This window comes from Kitasatospora sp. NBC_01250 (assembly GCF_036226465.1).
In the GTDB taxonomy this organism is placed as follows: domain Bacteria; phylum Actinomycetota; class Actinomycetes; order Streptomycetales; family Streptomycetaceae; genus Kitasatospora.
This window is the reverse complement of sequence record NZ_CP108476.1, coordinates 2,444,416-2,462,898: the sequence shown is the minus strand read 5'-3', so window position 1 is coordinate 2,462,898 and position 18,483 is coordinate 2,444,416. Positions and strand designations below refer to the sequence as shown.

17 protein-coding genes are annotated in these 18,483 nt (G+C 71.2%); 10 read left to right on the top strand and 7 right to left on the bottom strand.

What is annotated here, in order from left to right; all coding sequences use genetic code 11:
- Nucleotides 1–253 precede the first annotated feature (253 nt).
- From OG500_RS10125 to OG500_RS10115, 3 genes are all read left to right on the top strand, one after another.
- Complete coding sequence (locus OG500_RS10125) at nucleotides 254–766, top strand: NUDIX domain-containing protein (protein ID WP_329578865.1); 513 nt, start codon at nucleotides 254–256, stop codon at nucleotides 764–766.
- A 681-nt stretch (nucleotides 767–1,447) separates the two neighbouring features.
- Nucleotides 1,448–1,570 carry a hypothetical protein gene (locus OG500_RS10120; protein ID WP_329578861.1) on the top strand — a complete coding sequence of 41 codons (123 nt, stop codon included), beginning with the start codon at nucleotides 1,448–1,450 and terminating at the stop codon, nucleotides 1,568–1,570.
- A gap of 135 nt (nucleotides 1,571–1,705) precedes the next feature.
- Entirely contained in the window at nucleotides 1,706–2,413 is a 708-nt protein-coding gene (locus OG500_RS10115; protein WP_327066191.1) for an aminoglycoside phosphotransferase, read from the top strand.
- Between the two features lie 142 nt (nucleotides 2,414–2,555).
- Here OG500_RS10115 and OG500_RS10110 read toward each other — a convergent pair whose 3' ends face one another.
- Both OG500_RS10110 and OG500_RS10105 read right to left on the bottom strand, forming a co-directional pair.
- Entirely contained in the window at nucleotides 2,556–4,346 is a 1,791-nt protein-coding gene (locus OG500_RS10110; RefSeq protein WP_329587476.1) for an APC family permease, read from the bottom strand.
- A gap of 180 nt (nucleotides 4,347–4,526) precedes the next feature.
- Nucleotides 4,527–4,862 carry a hypothetical protein gene (locus tag OG500_RS10105; protein ID WP_329578856.1) on the bottom strand — a complete coding sequence of 112 codons (336 nt, stop codon included), beginning with the start codon at nucleotides 4,860–4,862 and terminating at the stop codon, nucleotides 4,527–4,529.
- A 125-nt stretch (nucleotides 4,863–4,987) separates the two neighbouring features.
- Here OG500_RS10105 and OG500_RS10100 point away from each other — a divergent pair, with 125 nt between their 5' ends.
- Both OG500_RS10100 and OG500_RS10095 read left to right on the top strand, forming a co-directional pair.
- Entirely contained in the window at nucleotides 4,988–5,533 is a 546-nt protein-coding gene (locus OG500_RS10100; RefSeq protein WP_329578853.1) for a TRADD-N-associated membrane domain-containing protein, read from the top strand.
- 140 nt (nucleotides 5,534–5,673) lie between these two features.
- Nucleotides 5,674–7,125, top strand: a complete 1,452-nt coding sequence (locus OG500_RS10095; protein WP_329578850.1) for an amidase — start codon at nucleotides 5,674–5,676, stop codon at nucleotides 7,123–7,125.
- A 13-nt stretch (nucleotides 7,126–7,138) separates the two neighbouring features.
- Here OG500_RS10095 and OG500_RS10090 read toward each other — a convergent pair whose 3' ends face one another.
- On the bottom strand, nucleotides 7,139–8,347 hold the full coding sequence (locus OG500_RS10090; protein ID WP_329578846.1) for an FAD-dependent oxidoreductase: 1,209 nt from the start codon (nucleotides 8,345–8,347) through the stop codon (nucleotides 7,139–7,141).
- A 104-nt stretch (nucleotides 8,348–8,451) separates the two neighbouring features.
- Here OG500_RS10090 and OG500_RS10085 point away from each other — a divergent pair, with 104 nt between their 5' ends.
- From OG500_RS10085 to OG500_RS10075, 3 genes are all read left to right on the top strand, one after another.
- Complete coding sequence (locus tag OG500_RS10085) at nucleotides 8,452–9,069, top strand: PadR family transcriptional regulator (protein WP_329578843.1); 618 nt, start codon at nucleotides 8,452–8,454, stop codon at nucleotides 9,067–9,069.
- Between the two features lie 33 nt (nucleotides 9,070–9,102).
- Nucleotides 9,103–9,678, top strand: coding sequence for a hypothetical protein (locus OG500_RS10080; protein ID WP_329578839.1), 576 nt, complete (start codon nucleotides 9,103–9,105; stop codon nucleotides 9,676–9,678).
- 136 nt (nucleotides 9,679–9,814) lie between these two features.
- Nucleotides 9,815–11,032 (top strand): CobW family GTP-binding protein, encoded by a 1,218-nt coding sequence (locus OG500_RS10075; protein ID WP_327066185.1) that lies wholly within the window; start codon nucleotides 9,815–9,817, stop codon nucleotides 11,030–11,032.
- A 73-nt stretch (nucleotides 11,033–11,105) separates the two neighbouring features.
- Here OG500_RS10075 and OG500_RS10070 read toward each other — a convergent pair whose 3' ends face one another.
- Nucleotides 11,106–11,555 (bottom strand): MarR family winged helix-turn-helix transcriptional regulator, encoded by a 450-nt coding sequence (locus tag OG500_RS10070; RefSeq protein WP_327066184.1) that lies wholly within the window; start codon nucleotides 11,553–11,555, stop codon nucleotides 11,106–11,108.
- Nucleotides 11,556–11,681: 126 nt separating this feature from the next.
- Nucleotides 11,682–12,287: a hypothetical protein gene (locus OG500_RS10065; protein WP_329578835.1), complete on the bottom strand. Its 606-nt coding sequence runs from the start codon at nucleotides 12,285–12,287 to the stop codon at nucleotides 11,682–11,684.
- A gap of 216 nt (nucleotides 12,288–12,503) precedes the next feature.
- Here OG500_RS10065 and OG500_RS10060 point away from each other — a divergent pair, with 216 nt between their 5' ends.
- A complete protein-coding gene (locus OG500_RS10060; RefSeq protein WP_329578832.1) occupies nucleotides 12,504–16,088 on the top strand; it encodes an Ig domain-containing protein in 3,585 nt (1,194 codons plus the stop codon).
- A gap of 94 nt (nucleotides 16,089–16,182) precedes the next feature.
- On the opposite strand, the gene OG500_RS10055 is transcribed toward OG500_RS10060, so the two are convergent.
- Nucleotides 16,183–16,836 carry a ScbR family autoregulator-binding transcription factor gene (locus tag OG500_RS10055; RefSeq protein ID WP_327066181.1) on the bottom strand — a complete coding sequence of 218 codons (654 nt, stop codon included), beginning with the start codon at nucleotides 16,834–16,836 and terminating at the stop codon, nucleotides 16,183–16,185.
- Between the two features lie 427 nt (nucleotides 16,837–17,263).
- On the opposite strand from OG500_RS10055, the gene OG500_RS10050 reads away from it, so the two are divergent.
- On the top strand, nucleotides 17,264–17,893 hold the full coding sequence (locus tag OG500_RS10050) for a DsbA family oxidoreductase (protein WP_329578829.1): 630 nt from the start codon (nucleotides 17,264–17,266) through the stop codon (nucleotides 17,891–17,893).
- Nucleotides 17,894–17,927: 34 nt separating this feature from the next.
- On the opposite strand, the gene OG500_RS10045 is transcribed toward OG500_RS10050, so the two are convergent.
- Nucleotides 17,928–18,431, bottom strand: coding sequence for a MarR family winged helix-turn-helix transcriptional regulator (locus OG500_RS10045; RefSeq protein ID WP_329578826.1), 504 nt, complete (start codon nucleotides 18,429–18,431; stop codon nucleotides 17,928–17,930).
- Nucleotides 18,432–18,483 lie beyond the last annotated feature (52 nt).

Sequence of the window (18,483 nt, the reverse complement as noted above, 5' to 3'; positions counted from 1 at the left end):
GCGCATTGGTTGCTCCAGGGCCGCAAATTCCGACCCCAGAGAACCAGTTGGTGACGCTGCCCTTCTGCTTGGTCGGATTCGAGCGGGCAGCGCGCTACCTCCACCGCATCCGGATGTCGGCTCAATTTCCGTACAACCAGAAGTAATTGAGAACCCGAACGGACTCCCGTGTCGCGCCGCCAGTAGCGCGGCCACCAACACGGGGTGCCCTGGTGAACACCGCCAGGGCACTTCCCCCGAGGAAGGCACCACCATGGCCCACTGTGATGTTGACTCCGCGAGCCCGCCCCGCCGTCGTATCGGCGCCGTGGTCCTGGTGCGCACGCTCACCGGAGCCGTACTGCTGGTCAAGCCGACCTACAAGGAAGGCTGGACCCTCCCCGGCGGCGCCGCCCACCAGGGCGAGAAGGTCTCCGACGCGGCGGCCCGGGAGTTGAAGGAGGAGACGGGCCTGATCCGCGAGATCACGCACTACCTCGCCCTCGACCAGGTCCCGGCCGGCGACGACGGCAGCTCCGCCGAGGGCTTCAACATCGTCGTGGACGGCGGCACGCTCACGCCCGCCGAAGCGGGGTCCATCGCGATCCCCGCGACCGCGTCCGACGAACTGTCCGGCATCACCTGGGTGCCCCTGGAGCAGCTCGGCGGGTACACGGTGCCCTACCAGGAACGGCGCATCCGTCAGGCCTACGCCGCTGCCCAAGTCGGCCTCCGCCTCCCGCTGCTGGACCACGGCCGGGCCGTCGGCGACGGCTTGCATGGCTGAGCCGGTCGACCCTCGTGATGCCTGTGCACCGCCCACGTCGCCCTGCCCGCGCTGCGACGAGCTGGATGCGCGGCAGAAGACGGCCAAGGCGGCGCACGACAGATCCGCCCTGGTGGACGAACGCGTACTGAGACGCGAGCACGCGCGCCTCGCGCGGTGTGAACGGGCCCGTGCCATCGTGCAGACCTTTCCGTCTCCCTGACAGGAACAAGCCTCCCGGCGCCCTCAGTTGCTTCCCCGACGCCGGGCGGATCCCGAACCCTTCGACACCATGAAAGGAGTGCCCTTGGCCACGCCGCCCCAGCGGTGCCCCGTCTGCGGGTCCGACTGCCTGCCGGGCATCTGCCGACGGATCCTCTACTGACCCGGCACCGGTTTGCCCGTGGGCTCATCCCTCGGGGACATGCCGACGGGCAACCCGTCCAACTCCCAAGAATGGATGGACACATGCCGTACAAGAACGCTATCTGGAAGGTTCTCCTGCAGAGCGCCGGCAACCCCAACTGCCCGTTCTGCCGGGGGACCGGAGTACGACTCGGGTCGGAGCCCGGCAAGGTGCGGATCTGCACCGGCTGAATCTCGCGCCTCAGCACCCGGGACGGGGCTCGCACAGTGCTCGCGAGGACCGGACGCCGGGGCGGGTCCGAAAGGTTCATCAACCTCACGAAAGGACGTACGGTCATGCGACCCAAGATCACGGCGCACATCCTCGAGAACGGCTCCTGCCCGGCGGGCGGAGACCACCAGTACCAGATGTGGAGCGCCAAGATGAGGTGCGTCAAGTGCGGTGCCACGCTGGGCTGAGCACGTGAATCCGGGGGAGGGCGCCCAATTGGGTTCCCTCCCCCTTGCAGGAGGGATTGCGCCATGGAGCCTCATGTCACCTGGGGTGAACTCCCACAGTCAGTAAGGAGATTGGTCAGGGAGCGAGAAGGAGAGGTGATCTCTGCAAAAACCGTGGAAGATGGGATCACCTGCCGAACGGCACTCATCCTCTCAACGGCAACGGAGACGCTGTTTCTGAAGGGTACGCCGGTCTCTGATCGCAGCGGCGTGGAAGCACAGCGCATGGAAGCTGACGTCAACGCAGCAGTCGCGCGGGTGGGTCCGGCGCTTCGCTGGGAAGCTGTTGCCGATGGGTGGCACCTGATCGCCTTTAACTATGTGAGTGGCCGGCACGCGGACCTCACGCCCCAAACTCGCGACGCTGTGGTAGTGGCTGACACGCTCAAGCGTGTTGGTTCATGTCGCCCACCCAAGGGCGGCATCGTCCCGTTGCTGGTTGAGCGGTACCGTCAGACTCTCGGGCCCGGGGACTATAGAGCGCTTGACGGCTCATCGCTGCTGCATACTGACACCAACCCGCACAATCTCTTGATCGTGTCTCAGCGCGGCTACCTGGTCGACTGGGCCATGCCGGCTATCGGGCCCGCTTGGGCGGACGCTGCACAGATGGCCGTCCGACTCATGGGTTACGGCTGGAAGCCCCAGGATGCCCGTACGTGGCTCAGCAGGTTCCCCGAGTGGGAGCGCGCCGGCCAAGCCACCAAGGGCACATTCGTACGTGTGGTCACCGACGACGCAACGATCCGTTTCGGCACACATGCAGAGGAGGAGAACGCCCGGTACCGCGCGCTGTTGGGGTGAACCAGTCCCGTCCGTGTGTCGATCAGGGCGCATGGGCGGGGCCCTCGCTGTCAGTGCTGAACTGACGGGTAGGTGGATCAGCACGAACACCCGTACCGTGCAACCCACGACAGAGACGCCGTCAGTGCGCCGTCAGTGCGCCTCAGTGCGGCGGCACCTGCAAGCGGTACCGCAGGCGGCAGATCAGCGCGTCGGTGTGCCGCCGGATCGCGCGGTCCAGCAGCACCCCGCGCTGGTTCTGCAGCAGCCGCTGCCAGGGGTGCGGCAGGTGCAGCTCGGGGATCAGCACCACCAGCTGGTCGTGTTCCAGCGACTCCTCCAACTGCCGCAGGTAGTCCACGATCGGCCGGGACAGCGAGCGCGAGGGGCTGGTCAGCACGGTCAGCGGCACCTGCGGGTGCCACCGGTCCCAGAGCTGGCGCAGCTGCTCCCCGCCCGGCATGCCCTCGTCGTCCGGATACGACACCGTGACGGCGCGCACCTCGTCGCCCAGCGACAGCGCGGTCGACAGCGCCTCCTGGGTCAGCCGGTTGGCCGAACTCACCGGCACGATCACCAGCGAACGCTGCTCGTGCGGTGGCCCGGGCAGCTCGCCGATGTGCAGCGCCTGCCCGATCCGCTGGTAGGCCCGGTGCACCGACTCGAAGAGCAGCACCAGCACGGCGACCGCCAGGAAGACCAGCCACCCGCCCTTGCCGAACTTGGCGATCAGCTCGATCACCGTCGCCGCCGCCGTCAGCACCGCGCCCACACCGTTGAGCAGCGCCCGGCCGCGCCAGCCGGGACCGCGCTCCAGCTGCCAGTGCCGCACCATGCCCACCTGGGAGATGGTGAAGCCGATGAAGACGCCGATCGCGAAGACCGGTACCAGCGCCTGCGTGTCGCCCTGCGCGACGACCAGCAGTACCAGCGCCGCACCGGCCAGCACCAGCACCCCGTGCCGGTAGACCTGCCGGTCGGCGCGGAGTGCGAAGATGTGCGGCACGTGGTGGTCACGGGCCAGTAGCGAGGTCAGCACAGGCATGCCGCCGAACGAGGTGTTGGCCGCCAGCGCGAGCAGCGCCACGGTGCTGAACTGCACGACGTAGAAGCCGATGTTGTGGCCGAGCGAGGCCTCGGTGAGCTGGGCGAGCACCGTCCTGGTGCTGTTCGGCGCCACGTGGAAGCGGCCGATCAGCACCGACAGCCCGATCAGCATCGCCCCGAGCAGCCCGCAGAGCGCGATCTCGGTGCGCTGCGCGCGCTGCACCCGCGGGGTGCGGAAGGTCGGTACGGCATTGGCGATCGCCTCCACCCCGGTCAGCGCCGCGCAGCCGGAGGCGAAGGCCTTGAGCAGGAGCAGCAGCCCGACGGTCTGGGTGGCAGGGCCGGGGTGCGTCGGCTCGGTCACCGGGTGTGCGCGCAGCAGGCCGACGACGATCACGGCGAAGACCGCGACGACGAAGACGACCGTCGGCAGGATCAGCGCCTTGGCCGACTCCGCGATGCCGTACAGGTTCACCCCGGTGATCAGCGCCAGCACCAGCACGCAGAACCACACCCGGTCGCCGTAGAGCGAGGGGAACGCCGACGTCAGCGCCGCCACACCCGCCGAGACCGAGACCGCGACGTTCAGCACGTAGTCGATGATCAGCGAGGCCGCGGCCACCAGACTGACCCGCCGCCCCAGGTGCCGCCCCGCCACCGCGTAGGCGCCGCCGCCATTGGGAAAGGCGGCGATGACCTGCCGGTAGGAGAACGTCAGCGCCGCCAGCAGCACCACGATCGCCACCGTCACCGGCAACGTGTACCGCAGCCCCTCGCTCCCGGCCACCGCCAGCACCACCACGATCGCCTCGGGCCCGTACGCGACGGACGCCAGCGCATCCAGCGAGAGCGCGGCCAACCCCTGAGGTACCGTCAGCCGATCGCGCTCTTTGCCGCCCACGGGCATCGCCACCACCGTCCTTTCCCGTCATCGTTTCGCCGTGCTGACGGCGACGCTAGTGCGCCGTGGGGGACCGGCGCGCGACTGACGCGCGGTCAGCCGACTGGTTCGCCGCCTGCCCCCGGAACGCGCAAAAATGCGCAAACTCCTGGCGCCACGACCGGTCGCCTCAAGCCGCCCATTCCGTCAGCCGTGCAGGCGCGTCCACCGCACGGCCGCTTCTGTGAGCCGCGCCCGCTGTGGCAGCGGGTCGTCAGCGGCACGGCTCGCCCATAACCCGTGGATGGTCCGGGCGAAGACTGCCAGCTGCGCGGGGTTCGCGTCGCGGTAGGCCGGTACCTGTTGGGACGCAGTCGGCCTGGCCGGGAGGTGACCCGCAGCGATCAGGCCGGGTACCAGCAGGGCCGCGTCCGTCCATTCCGGCCCCGGATGGATTTGGTCGCGTAGTTCCCGCCACGCCCGCTCAGACCGGTCGCTACGGTAGTTGTAGTCAGGCTCGCCGCAGTGCTCGGCCTGTTCCATGAGGGGGACTCATGCCAGATGACCAGGACCGCACAGTTGAGGGACCGCCAGCTGTGGAGTGGACTGTTGCCCCACCAGGACAAGTCGGCATTTCACATACGGGTGCCATCTCCCAGAGGGGTGGGGTGCAGAACGTCTTCATCAACAGTCACGCCCCGGGGTCGGTGCCGGCTCCGGCTCCGGCTGAGGACCCGCGACAGAAGTTCCTCTCCGACTTCCTTCGCCAGGCGCTCAGCCAAGGCGAGACTACCTTCAGGCTGAGCGTGATCTTCATGTCAGCCGGGGCGATCGTCCTGCTGTGTGGGGGTGTACTGGCTCTGATGCGTCACGGGGCGTCGGCTGGAACTGCTGCTGCGCTGATGACCAGCCTGGGCGGCGTTCTGATCGGTACTTGTGGCGGAGCCTTCGCCGTCCACGCGAATCGGTCACGGAAGCACCTGACTGCCCAAGCCGAGCGCGTCAGCGAAGAACTGCGTGCTGATCTCACCCGTGAACAGGTGCTCGCGCTGATCGACCGGATTGACGATCCGGTCGCGCGGGACCGGCTTCGGTCATTCAGCGCGATGCAGTCCCTCGGACTGGCCCCGACACCGGACGAGGTCACGAACCGAGTGTTCCCATCGGCTGGCAGCACGGCGCCGGAGATCGAGCCGACCCCGCCCGCGTCCTAGCGCCGCCCTGTCACCACAGCGGAGTTGATGGCCGACCAGTTGCACGCCGAACAACAGCGCGGGGGACCGACCAGTACGGATAGCCCGTTGCGCGAATTGGTATTTCGTGGCCTGTTTCACCCCTCGCTACGGTCGACCGCATGGACTGGAACCTTCATTCGGCCGAAGACCTCATCACCGCCCTCCGCGCCGGCGACGTGACCTCGGTGGAACTCACCGACCAGGCGATCGCCCGCATCGAGCGCGACGACAAGGCGATCAACGCCATCTGCGTCCCCGACTTCGACCGTGCACGCGCTGCCGCCCACGCGGCCGACCAGGCACGTGCCCGTGGCGAGGAGCGCCCGCTGCTCGGGATTCCGGTGACGGTCAAGGAGTCCTACAACGTGGCTGGGCTGACCACGACTTGGGGCATGCCGGAGCATCGGGACCACGTGCCGGCCGAGGATGCGGTGCAGGTGTCGCGGCTCAGGTCCGCGGGCGCGGTGGTGCTGGGCAAGACCAATGTGCCGTTGGGGCTGCAGGATATTCAGAGCTTCAACGCGATCTACGGCACCACCAACAACCCGTGGGATCACACGCGTACGTCGGGCGGCTCCTCCGGCGGGTCGGCGGCGGCGCTGGCGGCCGGGTTCGGCGCGCTGTCCATCGGCTCCGACCTCGCCGGTTCGCTGCGCACGCCCGCACACTTCTGCGGTGTCTATGCGCACAAGCCGAGCCTCGGGCTGGCGGCGAGCCGCGGCATGGTCCCGCCGGACGCACCGGTGTTGCCCGTCGACCTCGACCTCGCCGTCGTCGGACCGATGGCGCGCACGGCCCGCGACCTCACCCTCCTGCTCGACGTCATGGCCGGACCGGATCCGCTGACGCACGGTGTGGCCTACGACGTGACGCTGCCGCCCGCGCGCCAAGAGCGGCTCGGCGACTTCCGGGTGCTGGTGCTGGAGGAGCATCCGTTCATCCCCACCGGGGCCGCGGTGCGGGCCGGGGTGAACCGGGTGGCCGACGCGCTCACCGGCGCCGGTGCCCGCGTCGAGCGGGACAGCCCGCTGCTGCCCGATCTGGCCGAAGCCGCCACGCTCTACACGCAGTTGCTGTTCTCGGGCTCCGTGGCCCGCTTCCCCGTCGAGGCGTACGAGCAACTGCGCTCCCGGGCCGCCGCGTTGAGCACGGACGACCGGAGTCTCGATGCGACCCGGCTGCGCGGCATGCTGTTCAGCCACCGCGACTGGATGGAGGCGAACGGCCGCCGTGAGCTCCACCGCCACGGCTGGCGGCAGCTCTTCGCCGAGTTCGACGTGGTGGTGTGTCCGATCACGCCGACTCCCGCGTTCCCGCACGACCACAACCCCGATCCGCTGGGACGCCGGCTCGACATCGACGGCGTCGGGTACCCGTACTTCGACCAGCTCGTCTGGGCCGGTGCGGCCACCATGCCCGGCCTGCCCGCCACCGCGGTGCCCGCGGGCCGGTCTCCCGAGGGGTTGCCGGTGGGCGTGCAGCTCATCGGCCCGATGTTCGAGGACCGCACCCCGCTGCGGCTGGCCGAACTGCTGGAGCAGGAGATCGGCGGCTTCCGGGCACCGGAGTAGGCCGCACCGATCGTCAGGCCGTGGCCGTGGCCGCGGCCGGGGCCGACCAGTCGATCCGGTGCTCGAACTGCCAGGCCATCTTCTCCGGGCTGATGAGCTTCATCCCGAGGGGCATCAGCGCGTCCCGCAGCACCCGGGCCACCGGGCCGGCCGCCTTGTTGCTGTTGGTCCGCTCGGCCGCCTTGATGATCCGCTCGACCCGCGGGCGGCGCAGCTCCTCGTACCGCGCGAGGGCCTGACGCAGCGGCAGATCCCTGAGGCAGCGCGCCAGTTCCACCGCGCTCTCGATGGCCAGCGACGCCCCCTGGCCGGAGCTGGACGAGGGCGCGTGCGCGGAGTCGCCGACCAGCACCATTCGGTCCCGGCTCCACTGCGGGACCGCCGGCATGTTCTCCATCGGGCCGGTGATCAGCAGCTGGGCCGGATCGGTGCGGCGGATCAGCTCGGCGGCCGGGGTGCGGTCGCCCGCGCACGCGGTTGCCAACTCCTTCAGCCACCGCTCGGCGCCGCGTGCCACCGCCTCGGCCTGGGTGAGCGGCTCGGCCCACGGCAGGTTGACGAACCAGACGGCGCTCCCGTTGATCACCTGGAGGCCGAAGAAGGCCCGCTTGCCGAAGGTCATGTACATCTTGCCACCGGTGTCCGGCACCAGGCCGGCCTGCGCGTTCATCGAGCCGAAGCCCTGCAGCCCGGCGTACCGCGGCTGCGGGGCGGCCGGGTCGATCAGGCCGCGCACGGTGGACCGGATCCCGTCGGCGCCGATCAGCAGGTCGCCGGTGGCGGTGGAGCCGTCGGCGAACTCCGCCGTCACGCTGTCCGCGGTCTGCGTGACGCCGATCAGCCGCTTGCCGTGCTCGATCCGGATGCCCCGCCGGAGGGCTTCCGCGTACAGCGCCTGGTACAGGTCGCTGCGCATCACCAGCCGGGTCGGCTCCAGCCGGCCGGGGCTGCCGAACGAGGCGAGCTGCTTGCCGTTCCAGCTCTGCAGCACGATGGCGTCCATCGGGTCGCCGAGCCGGCGCACCAGGTCGCCGGTGCCGATCACGTCCAGCGCGGCCAGCCCGTTCGGTGCGAGCCCGAGTGCGGCGCCGACGCCGGTGGCGGTCTCCGTGTACGCCTCGTGGACGCCGGCCTCGATGCCCGCCTGCTGGAGGGCCATCGCGGTGACGGGCCCGGCGACTCCGCCGCCGATGACCAGCGCCTTCTTGATCTCCGTTGCCATGGTCTCGTCCCTCTCCTCTCGGGGTCGGCTGTCCGCCGACCTCTCCATAGTTGCACTGAATCTAGTTTCAGTGCAACTAGTTCCGCCGTGGGTAACATCAGGGCATGAGTACCGCCGTGAAGAGCTCGCCCATGGGCCTGACCGTCCTGTCGTTGCTGCACTTCAAGCCGCTGCACCCGTACGGCATGCAGCGGCTGCTCAAGCAGTGGGGCAAGGACCAGGTGGTGAACGTCGGCCAGCGGACCGGCCTGTACCGCACCATCGACCGGCTGCTCACGGCGGGCCTGATTGCGGTCCGCGAGACCGGGCGCGACCAGCAGTACCCGGAGCGGACCGTCTACGAGCTCACCGAGGCGGGCCGGCAGACCACCCGCACCTGGCTGCTGGACATGCTCCGCTCGCCCAAGCAGGAGTTCCCCGAGTTTCCGGTGGCTCTCTCCAATCTGATGCTGCTCACCCCGGACGAGATCGTCGAGGCTTTGGCCGCCCGCCTCGCCTCGGTGCGCGGCACCCGGGCCGCGCTGGAGCGCGCGCTGGCCGAGACCGCGGAGTCCGGTGTCCCCCGGGTCGCTCTGCTGGAGACCGAGTACAGCCTCACGGTCGCGAGGGCCGAGGTCGGCTGGCTGGAGTCGGTCATCGCGGACCTCCGCTCGGGCGCCCTCGCCTGGAGCGCCGAGGAACTGCTCGCCGTCGCCGCCGCCAGTGAGGCCCAAACCCCCTAGCAGCGCCCGTGACTCGCGGACGATGATGGCGGCATGATCGAGAATCAGACAGTGGAGCAGGCAGTAGAGAAGGCGGCAGAGAAGGCACCGGGGGAGTACCTTCACCCGCTCCCCACCGCCGTGGACGGATCCGCCCTCCTCGCCCTCGCGGTGGACCACCATGCCCGCGCCGTACGGTCCGTCGGCGTTCGGGAGGTCGCCGGGCACCTGGTGAAGCTCTATGTGATCGAGGCGCCCGAGCGCACGCTGGCCGAGCGCGAGCTGGAGCCGATCGTGGCGATCGCCGGCGGGCAGCTGGCCGGCGCCGCCGCCCGGGGGTCGCTCGGGCTGGGGGTGCTGATCGTGCACGCCGGTGGGGACGGTGACTACGTGCTGGTGCACAGCTGGATCGAGGGGTACATGTCGGACCTCGCGATCTTCACCGGGCCCGCCGGGCAGCCGGATCAACTGCGGCCCGGGCGCGCCGGGTTGGCGCCGTGCGTGTGGGAGGCGGCGGTACTGGCGCACGAGCGGGAGGCGTTCGTGCGGCGGGTGCTGGACGGTGCCGGTCCGGTGGCGGAACGGCTGGCGGCCTGGGCGGCGGATGTGCTGACGGGTGAGGTCCGCTAGAGCAGCCCGGGAGTCCTGGCGCGAAAGCATAATGAAAGTCGTTTTCATCTAGGGTAAAGTGCGTGCTGCCGGGGTGGTCGCGCCCCGCCGCGCCCTGGCGGCATGCACATCCACACCCAGCATCCGGAGTCCTGCCATGTCCGAAAGTGAACCCACCGCTGACGCCATGGACGCCGTTCGACTGCCGGTCGTGGTGGTCGCGGGCCTGCACGCGGCCCGGCGCCGCCAGGCCGTGCTCGAACTGCTCGACGGCTGCGTCGAGGCCGTCGTCCTCCACCACGACCTGCGGGACGCCACCGACGGCATCGTGTACCGGCGGATCCGGGACGGCGGGGGCGAGTTCGCCCCGACGGCGGTTCCGCTGACCAATGACTGCCCCTGCTGCGCGCTGCGCGAGGACCTGCTGCCCGAGCTGCTGCGGATCGCCGAGCGGGGTCAACACGGGCTCGCGATCGTGGAGTTGTGGGGCGCCAGTGATCCCCATCCGGCGGTGGAGCTGATCGCCGAGGGCGAGGTGGACGGACGCCCGCTGCACGAGGTGATCGAACTCGCCGGTGTCATCACGGTGGTGGACCCGTTGCACCTGGTCGCCGACCTCTCCGTGCCGGACGAACTCGGCGCCCACGGTCTGCAGGGCTGTGCCCAGGACACCCGCACCCGGGCCGAGGCGCTGGCCCACCAGATCGAGTACGCCGGTGCGCTCGCCGTGCCACGGGCGGGAGCCGAGGGCGGTGACGCGCCCCGGCGGCGGACCGCACTGGCGATGCTGCGGCAACTGCACCCCACCGCGCGCATCGTCCGGCTCGCCACCGGCGAGCTGATCCGGGCCGCGCTCGCCGGTTTCGACGTGCCCGCCGCCCGGGACCGGGTCAATCCGGCGCTGGCCCTGCTGCCGCAGGAGCGCGACGAGGCGGGTGTGGCCACGGTGGTCTGGGAACGCCGCCGCCCGCTGCACCCGGCCCGGCTGTACGAGGCGCTGAACCGGCTCGTCCCGGCCGCCCAGCGCAGCCGGGGCCGGTTCTGGCTGGCCAACCGGCCCGACCAGCTGCTGGCCTGGGACGCGGCCGGGGCCAGCCTGGCGGTGGAGGAGTGCGGCCCGTGGCTCACCTGCCTGCCGGACGCCGCCTGGGAGCTCTACCCGCCCAGCCGCCGCGCCGCCGCGGCCCTGGACTGGCATCCCCTGCACGGTGACCGGGTGCAGCAACTCGCCTTCACCGCCGCGGGCCTGGACGCCGAGGGGATCGTCCGGCTGCTCGACTCCTGCCTGCTCACGGACGCCGAGCTGGTGGGCGGCGAGGCGGGCTGGAAGGCACTCGCCGACGCCTTCGAGGGCCTGCTCGACCCGGTCTCCTGACCGGCAGCCCCGAGCCCGAGATCCTGCCCGGCGGTCCGCCCCGGCGCCCCGATCCGGCCGCCGCCCCCGGTGCCTAGTCGGCTGCGAACGGCCCGTCGGTGACGAAGCGGTGCAGCTGGTGGGCGAAGGTCCTGGCCTCGGCGGCGGGCCAGGAGCCGAGGGCGGCCTCGATGCGGGAGGCCAGGCGCCGGCGGCTCTCGGCCACCACCGCCTCGCCCTGCTCGGTGAGGATCAGCAGGGCCGCCCGCCGGTCGGCCGGGTCGGGCTCGCGGCGCACCAGGCCCGCGTCCTCCAGGCGGGAGGCGCGCCGGGTGACGCCGGACCGGTCCAGCCCCACCTCGGGCGCCAGCTCGGCGGCGCTGCACGGGCCGGTCCGGGCCAGACCGCTGAGCACCGGGTAGGTCAGCTCGTCCACGCCCTCGCCCAGGCCCTCGGTCAGGCCGCGGTAGAGGCGTTCACGGGTGGTGCGCCGCAGCAGCAGCCCCAGCGCATCGGCGATCTCCCGGCCCACGTCGTTCTCCATGGCTCCAGAGTAGCGTGCGCTGCGCACGCTTCGCACGTTCAACACTCCTTCACCATCCCCTTGCGATTCCCTCGCGATTCGGGGTCCCACGGCTGAGAGCCGAGCCCCCGTGCCTCGTGGGCCCGTTCAGTCGGCCGGCCGGACGGGCCCACCGCCGTTCGCGGCCAACTCGGCGCGCAGTTCAGCCAGGTGGGCATCCGCATGGTCGTGCGGCAGGTACTCGACCACGTCGAGGAAGCGGAACATCACGTTGGTCCCGGTCACCGCGAACTCGTAGTCGCCGAACCCCACCACCGCACCCAGCGCCCCGCGCACCGCCCCGCGCACGACGTGCCCGGTCAGCTTGTCCGGCTGCTCCGCCGTCAGGCTCCGGCGCGCGTTGGGCCTGGCCAGGTACGGGCAGACCATCGAGGCGTACAGCATGCACGCGCGGTGCCCCGGCCCCTCCAGGGTCGGGGCCATGTTGCGGTACGGCCGCCCGGCCGCCAGCGCTTCGCCGATCGCGGCGCTCTCGCCCGCCCCGACCACCCGCCACACCGGTCCGCGCGGCATCAGCGTGTTGCAGACCGAGCAGAGCCGCTCGCGCGCGCAGTCGGCACTGCGTCCGTAGTCGGTCAGCGCGAACTGCGGCTGCCCCTCCTCCCACGGAGTGATGGCGGGCACGGGGTAGCCGCGGTCGTCCCGCGGTCGGTCCCGGACGGTCGGCGGCATGGGTACGAGATCGAAGCGCACGTACCCATACTTACCAGGCGGCATGGACCTGCCTACACCCTGTGGGCTCCACGTTCACTGCTTAAATGAATATTCACCCTTAAATTTGTCATATCTCCCCTCGTCGAAGTCTCGCCCCACGATGCTGTGGTGGCCGACCGTCAGGTCGGCGGAAGACCGTACTCACGTGGGGTGGGAACTTTGCTGAAACGAGGAGCGCGATGGTTCGCTGCAGGGGTGGCCGCGCTCACCCTGGCAGCGACCACGCAGGCCGTGGTGCCGGCCCTCGCGGCCACGCCGCCGCAGCTTGATCTGAAGGTGCTGCTGGTCGGTGGGGGATCGGACGACCCCACCACGACCGCCTGGCAGAAGGCGCTCGACACCGAGGGTGTGCCGTACACGCTGGTGACGGCCGCCGGGGCGATCGGCAGCGAGACCGTGACGCTGCCCGCGCTCTCCAGCGGGACCCACGGCTACTACAACGGCGTGGTGATCGCCGACTCGCCCACCTTCTTCGCCGCCGGCCAGCTGGGCGGCCTGGACAGCTACGAGTCCAGCTTCGGCGTGCGCCAGCTGGACGGCTACATGTACCCCTCGGCCTCGCTCGGCCTGACCGCCGCCGGTTCCGGTACGGTGACCGGGACCGCACAGCTGACGGCCCCGGCGCTCGCCCAACTCCCCGAGCTGAAGGGCCCGGTGCCCTTCGAGTCCGGCTCCTACGGCTACCCGGCCACGCCGGTGGCCGGCGCCCCGGTGACCCCGTGGCTGGAGAACCCGGCGGGCCAGACGCTGGCCGCCGTCTACCAGCACCCCAGCGCCGACGCGCAGGCGGGCGTGTCCGAGCTGTCGCTGACCTTCGACTACAACTCGACCATGCTGCCCTGGCTGCTGCTCTCGCCCGGGCTGATCGACTGGGTCACCCAGAACACCCACCTCGGCCTGTACCGGAACTACTTCGGTCAGGACATCGACGACATGTTCATCTCGGACAACGAGTGGAGCCGGCAGTACCAGTGCACGCCGGGTGCCACCGACCCGAACGACGTGCTCTGCCCGCAGGGGGTCGGCGGCAACGCGGCCGACGGTCCGCCGGACGTACAGATGAGCGCGGCGGACGTCGACTACGTGGCCAACTGGGAGCAGCAGACCGGCATCAAGCTGGAGTTCGCGTTCAACGCGATCGGCGCCTGCACCGCGCCCAGCAGCACCACGACGTCCGGCGCCAACTGCTCGGGCAGCACCACGGTGAACGGCAACACCTTCACCGACCCGGGGCAGACGGTGGACAGCGGCTACCCCAACGACGCGGCCTTCGTCAACGAACTCCTCAAGCAGCAGGCCTCGTTCAACTGGATCACGCACACCTGGTCGCACATGTACCTGGGCTGCCAGGTCGGCGGGCCGCAGCCGGCGAACGCGCCGACCGCGGGCACCGGCGGATCGCTGGCGGCGGGCGGCTACAGCTACGAGGTCACCGCGGCCACCGCCTACGGTGAGTCGGAGCCCTCCACCCCGCAGCAGGTCACCGTCGGCGCGAACGGCTCGGTCTCGCTGAGCTGGCCGGACGCCCCGAACGGCGGCGGCCCCTCGCTGGCCAAGCTGGAGTCCGAGTACTTCGGCGGCACCGGCTTCTGGGGCTACGACATCTACCGCGCCCCGGCCGGCTCGACCAGCTTCGGCCTGGTCGGCCAGGTCAAGGAGGACCCGACCGGCGCCACCGGCAGCTACTCCTTCACCGACACCGGGGCCACCGCTCCGGGCGGCGGCCCGGGCAGCACCAGCACCTTCCCCACCGCCACCGACCCCGGCATCGGCTGCTCCTCGGCCGCTGCCTGGCTGCCGGCCACCAGCGCCAACCCGGACTCCAGCATCGAGCAGGAGATCGGCCTGGACGACGCCTTCGCCGCCAACAACGGACTGACCAACTTCAGCCCCAGCGGCCTGGTCACCGGTGAGCACTCCGGCCTGGAGAGCCCCACCATGCCGCAGTCCATGGCGGACATGGGGATCAAGGTCTTCGGCAGCGACGCCTCGCGCCAGCCGCAGAGCTACACCATCTCGGGGACCTCGGCCTCCGGGGCGAGCAACACCGCGTCCTCCGCGCCGCGTTACCCGAGCAACATCTACTACAACGCGTCCAACTGGCCGGACGAGCTGAGCGAGTACAACACCGCCTACGTGGCGACCGGCTCCTCGATGGGCGACTCGCTGTACCCGGCCGAGACCGGCAAGTGCGAGGACACCCCGTCGACCACCTGCACCACCACCCCGGCCGGCGAGAGCTCGGTGCTCGCCAGTGAGTCCCGGATCCTGCTCGGCCACGTGCTGGCCGACGACCCGCGGATGAACTACGCGCACCAGACCAACCTGATCGGCCCGGCCACCCAGACCGTCAACGGGGTCACCTCCGACTACGGCTACACGATCCTGAGCCTGATCAACGACATGCTGGCGCAGTACAACAGCTGGTACACCGCGCCGCTGACCCAGATGACCGACGCGAGCACCGCGCAGACACTGGGCCAGTCGGCCGCCTGGGCCGCGGCCGAGCAGGCCGGCACCGTCACCGCCTCGGTGCAGAACGGCAACGTGGTGATCGCCGACTCCGGCAGCGGCTCGGTCGACGTCCCGGTGACCGTCCCGGCCGGGACCACCGTCAACGGCGCGGCCTTCGGCCAGTCCTACGGCGGCACGCTCTCCGCCTGGACCCCGATCGCGGCCGGCGGCTCCACCACGCTGACCATCAACGTCGCCCCGCTGATCACCAGCGCGGCCACCGCCGCCGCCACCGTCGGCGCCGCGTTCAGCACCACCGTCACCGCCACCGGCTCCCCGCTGCCCGCGCTCAAGGAGAGCGGCGCCCTGCCCGGCGGTGTCACCTTCACCGACAACGGCGACGGCACCGCGACCCTGGCCGGCACCCCGGCGGCCGGCAGCGGCGGCAGCTACCCGCTGGTCGTCACCGCGACCAACGGCGCGGGCTCGGTCACCCAGAACCTGTCGCTGACCGTTGCCCAGGGCCCGGCCGTCACCAGCGCGGGCACCGCGGCCTTCACCACCGGTACCGCGGGCACCTTCGCGGTGACCACCTCCGGCTACCCGGCCCCCGCGCTCAGTGCGAGCGGCACCCTGCCGAGCGGGCTGAGCTTCAAGGACAACGGCGACGGCACCGGCTCGATCGTAGGCACCGCCGCCTCGGGCACCGCCGGCAGCTACCCGGTGACCGTCACCGCGACCAACGCCTCGGGCAGCAGCTCCGCCCAGGTCACCGTCACCGTCACGCAGGCCACCGGTCCCTCGGTGACCAGCGCGAGCTCGACCACCCTCACCACCGGCGCGCCGGTCAGTTTCGCGGTGACCGCCACCGGCTACCCGGCCCCGGCCCTGAAGGTGGCCGGGGCACTGCCGAACGGCCTGTCCTTCAAGGACAACGGGAACGGCACCGGGAGCCTGACGGGCACCCCGGCGGCGACCAGCGGCGGCGTCTACCCGCTGACGCTCACGGCCACCAACCCGGTGGGCGCGGCGACCCAGGCGCTGGCGGTGACGGTCGACCAGCCGCCGGCGATCACCAGCAAGGCGAGCGCGACCGCCTTCCTGCTGATCCCGTTCAGCTGCACCATCACCACGACCGGTTTCCCGAACGCGGTGCTGAGCGAGAGCGGCACCCTGCCGGCCGGGCTGCGGTTCACCCCCGGGGCCAACGGCACGGCGACCATCTCGGGTTCCGAGCTGGCGCTCGGAGCCTTCCACCTCACCATCACGGCCAAGAGCGCGGCGGGCACCGTGAGCCAGCCCTTCACGCTCTACGCGACGCTGTGAGCCGCTGAGTCGGTGCGGTAGCCGACGCGGCACGGCCGCCCGGGACTTCGGTCCCGGGCGGCCGTGCTGTTTTGGCGGGGCCGCGCCGCCGGGCTCAAGGCGCTCCGGCGGCGTGTTCGGCGGCGTGTTCGGCGAGCAGCCGGGCGGCGCGCTCGGGGGTGAAGTCCATCGAGGTCAGCACGGCGGGGACGGTGATGCTGGGGAACAGGTGCCGGAGCAGCACGCAGAGGCGGTGCGGCAGGTCCTCGTAGCGGCTCATCGCGAAGGACATCAGCTGGATGCCCGCGAAGGTGGCGACCAGCAGCTCGGCGGTCTCGGCCGGGTCCACCTGGGGCAGCAACTCGCCCTGGCGGGCGGCGGCTTCGAGGATCTCCCGGTTGCGCCGGCTCCACTCCTCGAACGGGCCGCGCTGGTCCAGGCCGTCGGTCTGCCGGTCGAGGGTGAGCCGGACGCCGGCCCGCACCAGTGGGTCGGTGCGCAGCCGGTGGGCCAGCACCACGGTGGAGTCGACCAGTTCCTGCAGCTTGACGCTCTGCGGGTGGAGCGCGGCGGAGTGCTGCTCACCGAGCACGCACCGGGCGAGGTCTTCCTTGGACTGGAAGTGGAAGTAGAGGGCGCCCTTGGTCACGTCGGCCACCTTGAGGATCTCGGCGATGGTGGCGGCCTGGTAGCCCTGCTGCTCGAAGACGGTGGCGGCCGCTTCGAGGATCTTCCGGCGGGTGCGGATCGCTCGGTCCTGCTTGGCCACAGTCGCCCCTTTCCCGGGCTGTGCCGGCGCGGTGTCGGCGGTGCTGGTCGGCGGCGTTCAAGTGGGGAGCAGCGGGGGCCAGGCCTCGTCCGAGTGGTGACGCTTGAAAACAAAACCGACGCGTCCGTACGGTACCACCGCCCCCTCTCGGGCCCGATCGGTGGCCGACAGCGAGTCTGACGACCAGTCAGCAGGTGGTCCGCAGTTGTACATCTTCGGTGCCTGACGCCCTCTCACCTCGCCTGTCACGGAAGGATTTCGAGGATGCGGGGAAAGCCCCGGAGGATCCTTGAAAGCCGCTGGAGAGGTATGTTTCCATGTCTCGCCGGTGGTGGCCGAACGGGCGGCCGGACACGGGGCACAGCGGCCGGGCCGCGGCCACCACCCGCATACCGTGACTTCTTGAGCTGGGAAGGCGTGCCCTCGAATGGCCATCACGATCGAAGCCTGGTTCGACTACCGATGCCCGCTGAGTATGCTGACCCGCCGGTTGCTGACCCCGGTGGCCGCCTCGCACGGCGCCACGTTGCGCTGGCACCCGCACGAGAAGCAGGGCGGCCAGTCCTGGGACCCGGTGCCGTCGGCCCGGGTGTGGCGGCACGGGGTGCGACCGCTGGCCGAGCGCCTCGGGGTGACCGTCTCCGAGCGCCCGCCCGCGCCGGCCAGCGACTACCGACTCGCCTTCCACGGCTACCAGTTCGCCCTGGACCAGGGGCGCGCGGAGGCCTACGGCGACGAGGTGTTCGCGGCCCGCTTCGTGGCCGGGCTGGACCTCGGCGACCCGCAGGTGCTGACCGCGGCGGCGCAGCGCGCCGGGCTCGCCGGGCCGGAGTTCCGTGCGGCCGTGCGCTCCGAGCACTACGCCGACCGGCACCGCGCGGCACTGGTCGCGGGCTGCGGCCACGGCCCGGTCCGGTTGACGCCGACCACGGTGATCGGCGACCGCCGGATCGAGGGGGTGCCCGACCTGGCGCAGCTCGACCGGCTGCTCACCCGCGCGCAACTCACCGCCCCGGCCGCCCCGGTGGCCACGTCCGAGGCCGTCCTGCTGGGCTGAGCGGCGCCGCGCCGGCGGTGAGGCGTGCGGCCGCTCAGCGTGCCCGGCTACCGCTGAGCGCCCGCCCTGCGGGCTGCCCGCCCGCCGCCTCCAACTGCCCGACCGCCGTGTCCAGCAGCGCCGCCAGCGCCTCCGCGATGCCCTCGGGCAGCCGCTCCAGCAGCCGGGCGTGCTCGGCCGCCGCCGTGTCGGTGACCAGCCCGGCCAGCCCGCGCCCCTCCTCGGTCAGCTGCACCCAGGAGCTGCGCCCGTCCTCGGCGTTGGCCTCGCGGTTGACGTATCCCGCCTGCGCGAGGCGGTTGATGATGTTGCTCGTCCCGCCCGAGGAGAGTCCGCAGCCGGCCGCCAGCGTGGTGGGCCGCAGCCGGTGTTCGTGTGCCCGGTAGAGCGCCAGCAGCACGTCCGCGTCGGCGTGGGTGAGGCCGGCCTCGACGGCGGCCGCCTGGGTGGCGGCGTTCACCAGCTGCGCCAGCCGGGCGGCCTGGCGGGCCAGCCGGTCCAGGGCCGCGGGGCCGCCGGCTCGTTCGGTGTCGGGCATCTCTCTCCTTCTGCTGCGGTGCGGCGCACCCCTCATCATGCCGTCGCCGGAC